Source organism: Rhizobium sp. Root1220, from assembly GCF_001426265.1.
GTDB lineage: Bacteria > Pseudomonadota > Alphaproteobacteria > Rhizobiales > Rhizobiaceae > Rhizobium.
The window spans coordinates 278147-291504 of sequence record NZ_LMDG01000035.1; the positions used below are offsets into that span (position 1 = coordinate 278147).

The following is a 13358-nucleotide window of genomic DNA, read 5'->3' on the forward strand; positions in this document are numbered from 1 at the left end:
AGGGCGGCAAGATGAGTGTTCAAAGAAGCACGGTCATCTTCGCCTGGATACTGCTTCTCCCGGCTGTCCTCTATGTCACGGTGATCGTCGCCTACCCGCTGGTCGACACCTTTATTCTTTCCTTCACCGACGCCTCGCTGAAGAAGACGACCAACTGGGTCGGGTGGGCAAACTACAGCAAGATCTTCAACGCGACCTTTGCTGAAGTGATCATCAGGACCTTCATCTGGACCTTCTTCTCAGTCTCCATCAAGATGATCATCGGCGTCTTCGGCGCCACGATGCTGAATTCGGCAGTACCCGGCCGTGCGCTGTTCCGGGTGCTGACCATGCCGCCCTGGATCGTCCCCATGGCGATCGGGATCTTCATGTGGGGCTGGATGTACAACGGCCAGTTCGGAATGATTTCCGGGCTTCTTCAGCGCTCCGGGCTCGCCTCCGGGCCTGTGGCTTTCCTTGCTGAAGGTTCGACCGCCTTCTGGGCGACCGTTATCACCGACGTCTGGATCGGCGTGCCTCTGGTGACCCTCTACATGCTCGCTGCCATGCAGGCGATCCCGCAGGATCTCTACGAGGCCGCGTGGACGGATGGGGCTGGCCGTTTCTATCGCTTCCGCCGCATCACGCTGCCGCTCATCGTCCCCTCGATGATCACCATGTCGATGCTGTCCCTGATCGCGACCTTCAACTCCTTCGACATCATCTGGATCCTCACGCGCGGCGGGCCGAGCGGCGAAACCACGACGATGATCATCGACACTTACCGGACGGCGATCGGCTCGAACAAATACGGCGAAGGCGCGGCGCGCGCCGTGCTGATCTGCATCTTCCTGTCGATTTTCTGCCTCTGCTACTTCCGCGTGACCAGCCGCCTTGCCTCCGGAGACAAGCGATGAAACAGCCGCACATGATGATCAACCGGTACAAATGGTATGAGATCATCGGCATCTATGCCGGCATCTTTGTGTTCCTGACCTTCGTGCTAGCGCCGTTCGTCGAAGGCTTCCTCGTTTCGCTGAAGCCGCTCAGCCAGCTCTTCTCCTCGCCTTACCGTTTCATTCCCGAGAATGGCTCCTTCGAGGCCTACCGGACGATGTGGGTGAGCGTGCCGGGCTTTGCCCGCTACATCTTCAATTCGTTCTTCATCTCGACCATCGTGACGGCTGTCGTACTGGTGCTCGTCGTTCCCGCCTCCTATGCGTTCGCGCGGTTTGAATTCAAGGGCGCAGGGCTGTTGCTCGGTGCGTTCCTGGCCGTCAACATGTTTTCGGGCGCCGTGCTGCTCATCCCGCTGTTCAGGCTGATGCGCACGCTTGGCCTGCTCAATACCTATTTCGCGATCATGGTCCCGGGCATCGCCTTCCTGATCCCCTCGGCGATCTGGCTGCTCAGAACCTACATGATGCGCATTCCCCGGGAATTGGATGAGGCCGCCTTCGTCGATGGCGCCAGCCACTTCTATACGCTGCGCCGCGTTATCCTGCCGATTGCCATGCCCGGTATCACCGTGGTGGCAATCACCACCTTCATCGGCTCCTATGCCCAACAGTTCATCTTTGCGCTGACTTTCAATTCCAAGACCGAGTTCGCGCCGCTGCCGGTTGGGCTCTTCGCCTATTTCGGCCGTCAGGAAGTCATATGGAATGAGTTGATGGCCGCGAGCTTCGTCGGCATTGCGCCGGCGATGATCGTGATCTTCTTCCTTCAACGGTATCTCGTCAGCGGGCTCACCGCGGGCGCGGTGAAACAGTAAGCCAACCACCAGAGAAAAAACGGGAGCTAATAAAGTGACAATTCAATTCAAAACCGGGCTGATGGCCCTTGCCCTGCTCGGCTCCACCGCGCTCGGCGCCATGACCGCGCACGCTGCCGACCAGGAAATCACCTGGATCTATTGCGGCGACAAGATCGACCCGATCCACGAGAAGTACATCAAGGAATGGGAAGGCAAGAACCCGGGCTGGAAGGTCACGCCCGAGGTTGTCGGCTGGGAACAGTGCCAGGACAAGGCGACGACGCTCGCTGCTGCCGGCACGCCCGTCGGCATGGCCTATGTCGGCTCGCGCACGCTCAAGGAATTCGCCCAGAACGAGCTGATCGTTCCGGTGCCGATGACCGACGAAGAGAAGAAGAGCTACTATCCGAACATCGTCGATACCGTTACCTTCAATGACACCCAGTGGGGCGTGCCGGTCGCCTTCTCGACCAAGGCCCTCTACTGGAACAAGGACCTCTTCAAGCAGGCCGGCCTCGACCCGGAAAGCCCGCCGAAGACCTGGGCTGAAGAAATCGCCGATGCCAAGGCCATCAAGGAGAAGACCGGTATCGCTGGCTACGGCCTGCCGGCCAAGACCTTCGACAACACCATGCACCAGTTCATGCATTGGGTTTACACCAACAACGGCAAGGTCATCGACGGCGAAAAGATCACGATCGACAGCCCGGAAGTGTTGGCAGCGCTGCAGGCCTACAAGGACATCACGCCCTATTCCGTCGAAGGTGCCACCGCCTACGAACAGAACGAAATCCGCGCCATCTTCCTCGACGGCAAGGTCGGCATGATCCAGGCAGGCTCGGGTGCCGCCGCCCGCCTCAAGGACACCAAGATCAACTGGGGCGTCGCCCCGCTGCCGCTCGGCCCGTCGGCCAAGGGTGAAGGCACGCTGCTGATCACCGACAGCCTGGCCGTCTTCAAGGGCACGGGCGTAGAGGAAAAAGCGACTGAATTCGCCAAGTTCATCACCTCTCCCGGTCCGCAGGGCGAATACGAGCTTCAGGGCGGCGCCGGCCTCACGCCGCTGCGCCCGTCGCCGAAGGTCGATGAATTCGTCAAGGCCGATCCCTCGTGGAAGCCGTTCATCGATGGCATCGCCTTTGGTGGCCCCGAGCCGCTCTTCACCGACTACAAGGGCTTCCAGAACTCGATCATCGAAATGGTCCAGTCCGTCGTGACGGGCAAGGCCGAACCGGCCGATGCCCTCAAGAAGGCTTCTGGCGAAATCGACGCGTTCAAGTAAGCCTTTGTCAGGATCGCGGGCGCAACACCCGCGATCCTCCAACTATCGAGTGCAAACGCCGTCCGCGCAGCGGCGACCGGAGACAGTTTTGGGACAGCTTTTTCTCAACAAGGTTCAAAAGTTTTTCGGCGACTTCGAGGTTCTGAAGAGCGTTCAGCTCGAGGTGAAGAACGGTGAATTCGTCGTATTTGTAGGCCCTTCCGGCTGCGGCAAGTCCACGCTGCTTCGCATGATCGCTGGCCTCGACGGCACATCGGGCGGCGATATCGTCATTGATGGCGTCAGGGTCAACGACCTTCCGCCGGTCAAGCGCGGGATCGCCATGGTGTTCCAGTCCTATGCGCTTTATCCGCACATGACCGTCTTCGAAAACATCGCCTTTCCGCTGCGAGTCGAGAAGATGGAAGAGGAAAAGCTCAAGGCCAAGGTCGAGCATGCCGCACGGATCCTCCATCTCGACCAGCGCCTGCAGCAGAAGCCGGGCATGCTTTCGGGCGGCCAGCGCCAGCGCGTCGCCATCGGCCGCGCTATCGTGCGCGAACCCAAGATCTTCCTGTTCGACGAACCGTTGTCCAACCTCGACGCGGCGCTGCGTGCAGACATGCGCATCGAGCTCGCCAAGCTGCATCGGCAGCTGAAGGCGACAATGATCTATGTAACGCACGACCAGGTGGAAGCCATGACCATGGCCGACCGCATCGTCGTGCTCAACGCCGGCGACATTGCCCAGACCGGAGCGCCACTGGAGCTCTATCACAAGCCGGCCAATCTCTTCGTGGCGAGCTTCATCGGCAATCCGAAGATGAACTTCCTGCCCGTGACCTGCACCGGTACCACCGATGCCAGCGTCACAATCGAATACAAGGGGCAGAAGGCGACCATCCCGGTCACGCCGCGCGACGGCATCGTCGGCAAGTCACTGACGCTCGGCATCCGCCCGGAGCATATCCAGATGGGTTCGGGAGACATTGCCCTGACGGTTGCGCCGACTGTGATCGAGCATCTGGGTGCACAGACCGTCGCCTATGCGTCGGTCGATGGCGAGGGCGAGAATTTCTGCGCCACGCTGCCGGGCAGCGTCGGCGTTCGCCTGGATCAGCCGCTGGTGACCGGCATAAATGCCGCCGACTGCCATCTCTTCGATGAAGCGGGGATCGCCTTCGAGCGCCACGTCGAGTTGACCGACATCGACATGAACCTGCTCAATCCGACCGCTGCAGCTTGATCGCAGTCAGGCTGCTCAGCGGTCCAGGAAGTGGTAGAAATAGTTGTTCGCCACGTAGGAGTATGATCCGCGGTCGATGATGTTCAGCCTGGACATGCAGCTTCGCAACGCGGTGACATACAAGAGGCTGTTGGGATTGGAAGATCCGCGACGGTAGGCCTCCGGCTCACAATAGCGCAGAGCACGATCGAACCGTGCCGTAAGCATAGGATCGGAATCGACCCTGACGCCATGGTATGTCTGCCATTGCCATGGAGCTTCGGCTGCCGAAATGCACGCCAGGCTCGCCACCATTCCCAATGCCACCCAGACTCTCATCGATTTGAACTCCTGATCGTCAATACCGTTGCTGCACAACAGAAGATGCGCTCCCCGGCAGCAACGTCAAGATGTCTAAGTCAAAGGAATGCGTTCGGTTTTCCGGATGGTTACCAGACCAGGCCGCGGGCCGCCACATCCTCGACGCGCGTCACCACGCCGTCGCGATGAAAGACCATGGTGTCGAACAGGTTGGAGACGACGCAGGTGTGGTTCGGAATGATACGGATCTTCTCGCCGATCTCCGGACGCTTGCCCGTGCACCTGGACAGATCGATCACCCCATGCTCTTCCGAGAGGCCGGTGATGACCGCGTCGGGATAACCGACAACGGTACCGAAGTCCGCGAAGCCGAGCAGGTCCGAGGTCAGCGCCTTCGAGCCGGCATCGACAACGGCGCGGTCGGAGGTTGGACGGGAAACCACGGTTGCCAGCACGTGCATGGCGCAGTCGTCCTCACCGCAATGTCCGGCCCGAACCATCGAGCGGTCGTTGTAGATATAGGTTCCTGCCCGATGCTCGGTCGCGGCCGTCACCAGATGCGCCTCGAACAGGCTGGGTGTCCCGCCGTTGCTGACGATCGCGCAATCGATGCCTTCGGCCTTGAGGACCGACACCGTCTCGCTCAGGAACGCCTGCACCTCGGACGCTGAACCCGGCTTCGGATAGTTCAACAGGCCGCCGAATGTCAGGCCCGGTGCTTCGTGGATATGCCGCGCAAGGGCTGCGGCTTCCGATGGCGTCTGCACACCACAGCGCCCCCCACCGGTATCGCATTCGACGAGGACGACAAGCGGCCGGCGCGAGGCGAAGTGTGCGGAGAGACCGTCAACGGTCACGTCGCTGTCCGCCACCACCTTCAGCCCGGAAATCCGGTCGTTCAGGCCCGAAAGGCGCGTGAGTTTCTCGGGACCGAGAATGTTGAAGGTGATGAGGATGTCTTCGAAGCCGGCGGAGGCGAACACTTCCGCCTCGCTGATTTTCTGGCAGTTGATGCCCTTCGCCCCTGCTGCTGTCTGTTGGGCCGCAAGCGCCGGTATCTTGTGGGTCTTGATATGCGGCCGAAAATTCAGCCCATGCTCGTCCATGTAGGCTTGTAAGCGCGTGATGTTCGCTGCCAGCCGGTCCTCGTCGATGATCGGCCGCGGTGTGGAGAGATCAGAAACCTTGTCGCCGACCTTGGCCACGACGGCAAACGGGTTGTCCTGCATTGTCACGCTGCTCCGTGTTGGATGCCGTGCGGATCGGCAATCATCGGCCAGATGTTCTTCGGTGCGCGACGATAGGGCGTCTTGGCCGGATTGTTGGGATAAGGCGTCCCGGCCGAACAGTAAATGATTTTCGCGGCGATTTGCGAGAAGGACGCGAAGAAGTGGTTGGTCGACTTGATCACCAGAATCTTCTTTGACAACGGATCTATTCCCATTGCCGAAAACAGGCTGGGGTCGAAGCTCTGCGCGCGCGTCGAGTTCAAGATGATGTCAATGCCATTGAGGACAACGTGCGCGGCGTCGCCGAATGGCGCGAAGCTCTCGCCAAAGCGCATTTCGGCATTCGGAACTAGCTTCACTACCTTGACGATGCCATCGATCGGATTGCCGGTGCCGGGCGCGGATTTCGCACCGAACCGCAGTGGGATTCGCGCCCCCTCGCCGGCCGCCATGCAGATCTGCACGGCCATCGGATCCCAGATCGTGCCGATGGCTGTCTCCGTGGCGCCTTTATCGAGAAGTTCCTCCAGAAGCACCGTCGCATCGCCCGCCGTGCCGCCGCCGGGATTGTCCCAGACGTCGGCGATGACAACCGGCCACGACGTTGCGGCCAATGCTTCCTCGACGGCCTGCTTTTCATCGATCTGCGGCATGATGAAGGTGCCGCGCTTGGAGAAAAGTTCGAGCCCCAGTTCGCGGGCGAGCGCGTCACCCTTTTCTTCCCTGTCGTTCGTCACCACGAGAAGCTTGGTTCCCATCTCCGGCACGTCGCCAGCCATGAAGCCATGGATGACCGAAATCGAGAGAATATCCGCGTCCTCGTTCTCGATCCGCATGATCTTGTCGACAACGGAACGCATCGGATCGCGCGAGGTCGGGTAGACGTCGATCATTCGGCAGTCGAAGACCGACATGACGGGCTTGACGCGGCCTTCCAGCGTGTCGACGGCAATGCGCCAGAGATCTTCCGCCCGATCAACGAAATCGGTATGCGGGAATTCCTTGAAATAGACGAAGAAATCAGCCGCCTTGATTCGCTTGGCGGTCAGGTGGCTGTGCGGGTCGAGTTCTGAGCAGACCAGGATATCGGGGCCGACGATCTCGCGCACGCGTGCAAGAATATCGCCTTCGCTATCCTCGTAACCGTCTGCGACCATTGCTCCGTGCAGGCCGAGCACGACCGCATCCACCGGCATCGCCGCCCTCAACTGGTCGAGCACTTCATCGCGCAGGCCTTCATAGGCCGCGCGGTTGAGGAGGCCTGCCGGATCGGCCCAGGCGGCTGTCCCCTCGATCAGGTCCCATCCCTTTTCCGCGCAGACTCGCCGTCCGACGGTGATCGGGGCGGAGCAGAGCGTCGGTGTTTCGGGATGCTCACCGGGAGGCGCGTAGAGGGAAGCTTCGAAAGCCCGGCGATCGACGCAAATGGGAGAAAAGGTGTTGGTCTCGGTCGCGAGCGTCGCCGTGAAAATGCGCAAGGGTTCGGCCTTTGTGTTGATCAGCCCATCGGGTTCGGCAGGTATCCGGTAAAGCCGGAAATCCTCCAGTGACCTTCGTGCAGGCGGCAATAATAAAGTGTCTGCCACTGCATGATGTCTCGGCTGCCATCAGCCTTGTCGATGCCACCGTCGAACTTCTTTCGCACGAGTGCCATCTCGCCCTCGATCTCGATGTCTTCTAGCGTCGTCGTCGTGAAGATGGCGGTGCGGGTGTCCTCGGCGAAGGACTGCGTCGCAAAGTCCTTCGCCTGGCGCAGCCACTCGTCGCGATAGGCCGCGAGGGTCGGGAATGCCAGGCGCCATTTGTCCGGGCTTGCGTCCTTGCGGCCGTCGATGCCGATGAAACCGTCCTTCACGAAATCGCGTTCCACCATCGACCAGTCGGCAGCGAGGAAAGCGTCGATGTCACGCGGAACGAGCATTTCCCAGATGGAGTGTCTGGCGACGTCGGACTCGGAGAAGGGGTTTTTGAAAGGATCGCGCATAAATTCCCCAGTATTGAAATTCTTTTCATGAACGGCGTTTTTCGCTGGCCAAATTCGGCTTTCTATGGTCACTTGTCAACTTATCACGAAAATAATTTGCAGGATTGATCGATGTCCATCAAGCGCTACGGCACGGTTCAAAAGGGTGCGGGCGGCAAGCCATTGCCTTTCGCGCGCGCGGTTGAGGCTGACGGATGGCTCTATGTTTCGGGCCAGGTCGCCATGGAAAACGGCGAAATCATTGACGGCAACATCGTTGCACAGACCCACAAGACGATCCAGAACGTTCTGGCCATACTTGATGAGGCCGGTTACGGCCTCGAGCATGTCGTGCGTTGCGGGGTCTGGCTCGACGATCCGCGCGATTTCTGGACCTTCAATGGCATCTATCAACAGTATTTCGGTGAACATCCGCCGGCACGCGCCTGTGTCCAGTCGTCGATGATGGTCGATTGCAAGGTTGAAATCGACTGCGTCGCCTATAAGCCCAAGGGCGAATAGCGCGGAAGTCGGAGGGGAGCCGGATGGATATTTTCTCTACGCTGCAAGAAGAGAAGGCCCGGCTTTCCCCATCCGAAAACCGCATCGCCGATATCCTGCTCACCGACTTCGAGTTCGCGGTCAACGCCTCGATTATCGGTCTTGCCGAAAGGGCGGACGTCTCGCCGCCGACCGTCACCCGCTTTTGCCGGCGCCTCGGCTGCGAAAGTTTCGCCGATTTCAAGATTCAGCTGGCGCGCACCGCCTATGTCGGCATGCGCTACCTGAAGCCGGAACCGAAAAGCACGGACCCCGCCGATGTCGCGCAGGACATCATCACCAAGGCGCAGAACGCTCTGTTCCTGCTCCACCGCTCGCTCGACATGGCTGCGGTCGAGCAGGCGGCCGAACGGATAGCCCGAGCCGGGATGATCTATGCCTTCGGATCGGGCGGCAACTCCTCGATGATCGCCACTGAGTTCCAGAATCGCCTTTTCCGTTTTGGCCTGCACGTCACCGCCAGTTCCGATCACAGCATGCAGTTGATGATGGCTGCTGCGGCAAAGCCCGGCGATGTTCTGATCGGCTCGTCCTTCTCCGGCAGAAACGCCGAACTGGTGCGCGCCTTCACGCTTGCCCGGGAATCGAAGGTTCCGACGATCGCGCTCACGCAAAGCAACAGCCCGGTTGCCAAGGCCGCCGATGTCGTCGTGGCGATCGACCTGCCCGAGGGAAACAATATCTACCGCCCGACCTCGACGCGCATCGCCTACCTGGCGGCAGTCGATATTCTCGCCAGCCTCGTGGCCTACAGTATTCAAGCGCAGGCGACCGTCTCGCTTCGGCGGATCAAGCAGCAACTCGTTACCCACCGCGATGGCGATGATGACCGCCAGTTGCTCGGGGACTGAACGTTTCATGACAGGAAGGCACGCGGAATGACAAAATCGGTAGCGATCGTGACGGGTGCTGCAGGCGACATTGGGCGGGCCATCGCCGGCCGGCTTGCCGACGATCACGCTGTCATTCTGCTTGTCGACATCGATCACGCCGCTGCCGAGAAGGCCGTCCGCTCGCTTGGCCCTGCCGAGCGGTTTGTCGCGATGGGTTGCGATGTCACCAATGCCGAAAGCGTCGCCGACATGGCGACAGCCGCGGCCAGGCTCGGCACGGTCAAGACGCTCGTCAACAACGCCGGTGCCGCGCGCGCCGTCAGCCTGCACGATACCACGCCGGAAATCTGGCGCATGGACAACGCCCTCAATCTGGAAGCGGCCTTTCTCTGCTTTCGCGCTGTCGAGGACATGCTGACGGCATCGAAGGGATCCGTGATCAACATCGCGTCGGTCAACGGCATGAACGTCTTCGGCCATCCGGCCTACAGCGCCGCCAAGGCGGGCCTCCTGCATCTGACCAAGCTGATCGCCGTCGAATACGGCAAGTTCGGTATCCGTGCCAACGCCGTAGCTCCAGGCACGGTGCGCACGCAGGCCTGGGAAGCGCGCGCCGCCGCCAATCCCAATGTCTTCGAGGAAGCGCGCCGCTGGTACCCGTTGCAGCGCGTCGTCGATCCGGCGGATGTCGCCAATGCCGTCAGCTTTCTCGCCAGCGCACAGGCCGCCGCCATCACCGGCGTTTGCCTTCCCGTCGATTGCGGACTGACGGCCGGCCAGGCCGAACTTGCCCGCACCTTCACACAATCGGACCACTACTGAAAACGACACACGATAATGAGAGAGGATTTGAGATGAAAACGGTTTCTTATCGCCTGGAAAGCAAGTGGCACCCCGAGGGCGGGCCCAACGGGCGCTTCACCTTCATCCTTTTCAATCTCTCTGGCGCGCCCCTCTCCGGCTTCAGGCTGGTCTACACCTCGCTGACGCGCGTCAACGACCCGAAGGCTTGCGAGAATGCCACTTTCTTGCGCCGCAACGCCAATTTCCACGAGTTCGAGCCCCTGCCGGGATTGATCCTGGAGCCCGGTGCAAGCTGGACCTTCACGGTGAGCGGCCTGCATCGCCCCGCCAAGCACTGCACGGATGGCGCCAAGTCGGCCTATCTGACGCTGTCGGGCGGCGAGCATGTGCCGGTCGCGGTATCCGATCTGCTGCTCGAAGGCCGCGTCAGCGAGCCGCCGCCGGTGCTCTTGCCGGAAGGCAAGCTCGACCTGCCTTTCGCCCTGCAGCCCTGGCCGGCCAAGATCGACGCGAAACCGGGCACCGGGTTTCCGGTCGTTCTCTATCCGGCCGAAGGCTCCTCCATCCAGGAACTGGAGGCGGTCTCGACGGCGCTTTCGCTCTTTCATCGCCTCTTCGAGAGCGGTCACGCGCCGTTCAACCTCTCCATCTCACCACAGGGCCGGGCACTGCGCTTCTCCCACGACACTTCGATTGCGCGGGAAGGCTATGCGCTGAACTTTGCGGCAAATGAAATCACGCTCTGCTATTCCCATTCTGCCGGTCGGCAATACGGCCTGACGTCGCTGGCGCAACTGCTACACGGCGCCCGCAGCCAGCCCGGCACCTTCCGTTTCCCGGTCTCCGGCACAATTTCCGACCAGCCGCGCTACGGTTGGCGCGGTTGCCACCTCGACGTCTCCCGCCAGTTCTATCCGGTCGCCGACGTCAAGCGGCTGATCGATATCCTCGCCTGGCTGAAGCTCAACATCTTCCATTGGCACCTCAGCGACGACGAAGCCTGGCGGCTGGAAATCAAGGCCTATCCGCAGCTGACGACCACCGGCGTGCTGCGCGGCCCGGACGAGCCGCTGCTGCCGCAGCTCGGCAACGGCGCCGAGCCCGTCGGCGGTTTCTATTCGCAGGACGACATTCGCGAGATCGTCGCCCACGCCTCGTCGCTCTCGGTCGAGATCATTCCGGAAATCGACATTCCCGGACACAACACCGCGACGCTTGTGGCCCTGCCGGACCTGACCGACGGCCAGGAGGCGCCCGACAGCTACCATTCCGTCCAGGGTTATCCGAACAATGCGCTGAACCCGGCCGTGCCCTTCACCTATCAGTTCCTCGAAACCGTCTTCGACGAAATGGTCGAGCTCTTCCCGTCGGCCTATATCCATATCGGCGGCGACGAGGTGGCCGATGGTTCCTGGCTCGCCTCGCCGCTCGCCAAGAAGCTGATGGAGCAGGAAGGCATTTCCGGCACCTTTGCGCTGCAGTCCTATTTCCTGACGCGCATCAAGGACATGCTGACGGCACGCGGCCGCAAGCTGGCCGGCTGGAACGAGGTCGCCCATGGCGGCGGCGTCGCGGCGAAGGACACGCTGCTGATGGCCTGGGAAAACCCGACGGTCGGCATCGAGCTTGCCCGCGAAGGCTATGACGTCGTCATGACCCCCGGCCAGGCCTATTATCTCGACATGGTGCAGGCCGAAGCCTTCCAGGAGCCAGGCGCAAGCTGGGCCGGCACCGTGCCGCCGGCGCATACCTATGGCTACGAGGCGGAAGGCGAATTCCCCGAGGAGCTGAAGGAGCGGATGCGCGGCGTGCAGGCCTGCATCTGGTCGGAGCATTTCCTGTCGCGCGGCTATTTCAACCGCCTCGTCTTCCCTCGCCTTCCGGCAATTGCCGAAGCCGCGTGGACGCCCAGGGCGCAGAAGGACTGGCATCGTTTTGCTGCCATCGTTCCCCTCAGCCCGAATTTGTAAGGTCCAGGCATGCGCATTGCAGTTGGCGGAATTCATACGGAATGCAGCACTTATTCACCGGTGCTGATGGGCGTCGAGGATTTTCGCGTCATGCGTGGCGCAGATCTCATCGGCTCGGAGTATTTCAGCTTCCTGGCGGCGGACGGTGTCGAGCCTTTGCCACTCCTGCATGCCCGCGCCGTCCCCGGTGGTCCGGTCTCGCGGGTAGCCTACGAGGCGTTCAAGGCGGAATTCCTGGATCTCCTGAAGGCGGCGCTGCCGCTCGATGGGCTCTACCTCGCCATGCACGGCGCGGTGAATGTCGAGGGCATGGACGATGCCGAGGGTGACTGGATCTCGTCGGCCCGGTCCGTCACCGGCCCCGAGTGCGTCGTTGCCGCAAGCTACGACCTGCACGGCAATGTCAGCCAGCGGGTCGTCGACCAACTCGACATCTTCGCGGCTTATCGCACGGCGCCCCATATCGACGTGCGCTCGACCATGGTTCGCGCCTGGTCGATGCTCGTCGATGCGCTGACGTCAGGCAATCGCCCGGGCGTCGCCTGGGCGCCGGTGCCCGTGCTGCTGCCCGGCGAATGCACCTCGACGGAGGATGAGCCGGCAAAGGGCATCTATCTGTCGCTGCCGGAATTTGACGCCCGTCCCGGCATTCTCGATGCGAACCTGATGATCGGCTATGTATGGGCCGACGAACCGCGGGCGACGGCCTGCGCTGTCGTGACCGGCTCGGACCGGCAGGCCGCCGCAAGGGCTGCCGAGGAAATTGCGCTCTCCTATTGGAACGCCCGTGATGATTTCCGTTTCGGCCCGATCACGGGCCCGCTCGAAGACATGCTCGATATCGCCGAAGGCGCATCCACCGCGCCCGTCATTCTTGCCGACTCGGCCGACAACCCGACCGGTGGCGGCGTTGGCGATCGGGCCGATGTATTGAAGGCGTTGATCGCTCGTCGTTTCAGCGGCGCTCTGGTTGCTGGCATTACCGACCGGCCGGCCGTCGAGGCTTGTTTTGCCGTCGGCACGCGTGCGGCGCTCAGGCTGGACCTTGGCGGAAGTCTAGATCCCTCGAGCGTCCCCGTCGCGGTCGACGCTGAAGTTCTGGTGCTGGATGATCCGGGCGCCGCCGCCGAGCGGCAAGCCGTCATCCGCGTCGACGGCATTACCGTCGTGCTGGCCGCTCGCCGGCGGCCCTATCACAACATCGCCGATTTCAACCAGCTCGGCCTCGATCCGAAATCGGTGCGGCTGCTCGTCGTCAAATCCGGTTATCTATCGCCAGAGCTGGCGCCGCTCGCCAATCCCAACCTGATGGCTTTGACGGACGGTGTTGTCAATCAGCACATCGAAGGCCTCGCCAGCAACCGGCGGATTGGGCCCGTTTTTCCGTTCGACCGCGACTTTGCCTTCGAAGCGCATGCCCGCCTTTCGGCACGCTGGCAACAATGATATCCCGATC

At 61.5% G+C, this 13358-nt stretch carries 13 protein-coding genes; 9 read left to right on the forward strand and 4 right to left on the reverse strand.

Annotation, left to right across the window (positions count from 1 at the left end):
- Positions 1-11: 11 nt before the first annotated feature.
- The 4 genes from ASC90_RS24655 (at position 12) to ugpC (ending at position 4242) form a co-directional block, all read left to right on the forward strand.
- Positions 12-896 (forward strand): sugar ABC transporter permease, encoded by an 885-nt coding sequence (locus ASC90_RS24655; RefSeq protein ID WP_056546295.1) that lies wholly within the window; start codon positions 12-14, stop codon positions 894-896.
- Complete coding sequence (locus ASC90_RS24660) at positions 893-1753, forward strand: carbohydrate ABC transporter permease (protein ID WP_056546297.1); 861 nt, start codon at positions 893-895, stop codon at positions 1751-1753. Before ASC90_RS24655 ends, ASC90_RS24660 begins: the two co-directional genes overlap by 4 nt.
- Positions 1754-1787: 34 nt before the next feature.
- Positions 1788-3017 carry an ABC transporter substrate-binding protein gene (locus ASC90_RS24665; protein WP_082520038.1) on the forward strand — a complete coding sequence of 410 codons (1230 nt, stop codon included), beginning with the start codon at positions 1788-1790 and terminating at the stop codon, positions 3015-3017.
- A gap of 88 nt (positions 3018-3105) precedes the next feature.
- Entirely contained in the window at positions 3106-4242 is a 1137-nt protein-coding gene (ugpC, locus tag ASC90_RS24670) for a sn-glycerol-3-phosphate ABC transporter ATP-binding protein UgpC (protein ID WP_056546300.1), read from the forward strand.
- A gap of 15 nt (positions 4243-4257) precedes the next feature.
- On the opposite strand, the gene ASC90_RS24675 is transcribed toward ugpC, so the two are convergent.
- The 4 genes from ASC90_RS24675 to ASC90_RS24690 all read right to left on the reverse strand — a co-directional run bounded on the left by ASC90_RS24675 (position 4258) and on the right by ASC90_RS24690 (position 7755).
- Positions 4258-4560: a hypothetical protein gene (locus ASC90_RS24675; protein ID WP_056546455.1), complete on the reverse strand. Its 303-nt coding sequence runs from the start codon at positions 4558-4560 to the stop codon at positions 4258-4260.
- Between the two features lie 110 nt (positions 4561-4670).
- The gene (locus ASC90_RS24680) at positions 4671-5771 is read right to left on the reverse strand and encodes a D-TA family PLP-dependent enzyme (RefSeq protein ID WP_056546303.1); all 1101 of its coding nucleotides are present in this window, start codon (positions 5769-5771) and stop codon (positions 4671-4673) included.
- Between the two features lie 2 nt (positions 5772-5773).
- Positions 5774-7249 (reverse strand): M81 family metallopeptidase, encoded by a 1476-nt coding sequence (locus tag ASC90_RS24685; RefSeq protein WP_056546306.1) that lies wholly within the window; start codon positions 7247-7249, stop codon positions 5774-5776.
- Between the two features lie 20 nt (positions 7250-7269).
- On the reverse strand, positions 7270-7755 hold the full coding sequence (locus ASC90_RS24690) for a hypothetical protein (RefSeq protein ID WP_056546310.1): 486 nt from the start codon (positions 7753-7755) through the stop codon (positions 7270-7272).
- Between the two features lie 111 nt (positions 7756-7866).
- On the opposite strand from ASC90_RS24690, the gene ASC90_RS24695 reads away from it, so the two are divergent.
- The 5 genes from ASC90_RS24695 to ASC90_RS24715 are packed head-to-tail and all read left to right on the forward strand — an operon-like array spanning position 7867 to position 13348.
- A complete protein-coding gene (locus ASC90_RS24695) occupies positions 7867-8256 on the forward strand; it encodes a RidA family protein (protein ID WP_056546313.1) in 390 nt (129 codons plus the stop codon).
- 23 nt (positions 8257-8279) lie between these two features.
- Positions 8280-9146, forward strand: a complete 867-nt coding sequence (locus ASC90_RS24700) for a MurR/RpiR family transcriptional regulator (RefSeq protein ID WP_056546315.1) — start codon at positions 8280-8282, stop codon at positions 9144-9146.
- Positions 9147-9173: 27 nt separating this feature from the next.
- Positions 9174-9950, forward strand: a complete 777-nt coding sequence (locus ASC90_RS24705; RefSeq protein ID WP_056546318.1) for an SDR family oxidoreductase — start codon at positions 9174-9176, stop codon at positions 9948-9950.
- A gap of 32 nt (positions 9951-9982) precedes the next feature.
- Positions 9983-11902 carry a beta-N-acetylhexosaminidase gene (locus ASC90_RS24710; RefSeq protein ID WP_056546322.1) on the forward strand — a complete coding sequence of 640 codons (1920 nt, stop codon included), beginning with the start codon at positions 9983-9985 and terminating at the stop codon, positions 11900-11902.
- A 9-nt stretch (positions 11903-11911) separates the two neighbouring features.
- Positions 11912-13348: a M81 family metallopeptidase gene (locus ASC90_RS24715; RefSeq protein ID WP_056546325.1), complete on the forward strand. Its 1437-nt coding sequence runs from the start codon at positions 11912-11914 to the stop codon at positions 13346-13348.
- Positions 13349-13358: the final 10 nt, after the last annotated feature.

Excerpts from the sequence above, each read along its gene's own strand:
- ASC90_RS24655 (WP_056546295.1), top strand. The coding sequence starts at position 12 with ATGAGTGTTCAAAGAAGCACGGTCATCTTCGCCTGGATACTGCTTCTC.
- ASC90_RS24660 (WP_056546297.1), top strand. The coding sequence starts at position 893 with ATGAAACAGCCGCACATGATGATCAACCGGTACAAATGGTATGAGATC.
- ASC90_RS24675 (WP_056546455.1), bottom strand. The coding sequence starts at position 4,560 with ATGAGAGTCTGGGTGGCATTGGGAATGGTGGCGAGCCTGGCGTGCATT.
- ASC90_RS24680 (WP_056546303.1), bottom strand. The coding sequence starts at position 5,771 with ATGCAGGACAACCCGTTTGCCGTCGTGGCCAAGGTCGGCGACAAGGTT.
- ASC90_RS24690 (WP_056546310.1), bottom strand. The coding sequence starts at position 7,755 with ATGCGCGATCCTTTCAAAAACCCCTTCTCCGAGTCCGACGTCGCCAGA.
- ASC90_RS24695 (WP_056546313.1), top strand. The coding sequence starts at position 7,867 with ATGTCCATCAAGCGCTACGGCACGGTTCAAAAGGGTGCGGGCGGCAAG.
- ASC90_RS24700 (WP_056546315.1), top strand. The coding sequence starts at position 8,280 with ATGGATATTTTCTCTACGCTGCAAGAAGAGAAGGCCCGGCTTTCCCCA.
- ASC90_RS24705 (WP_056546318.1), top strand. The coding sequence starts at position 9,174 with ATGACAAAATCGGTAGCGATCGTGACGGGTGCTGCAGGCGACATTGGG.
- ASC90_RS24710 (WP_056546322.1), top strand. The coding sequence starts at position 9,983 with ATGAAAACGGTTTCTTATCGCCTGGAAAGCAAGTGGCACCCCGAGGGC.
- ASC90_RS24715 (WP_056546325.1), top strand. The coding sequence starts at position 11,912 with ATGCGCATTGCAGTTGGCGGAATTCATACGGAATGCAGCACTTATTCA.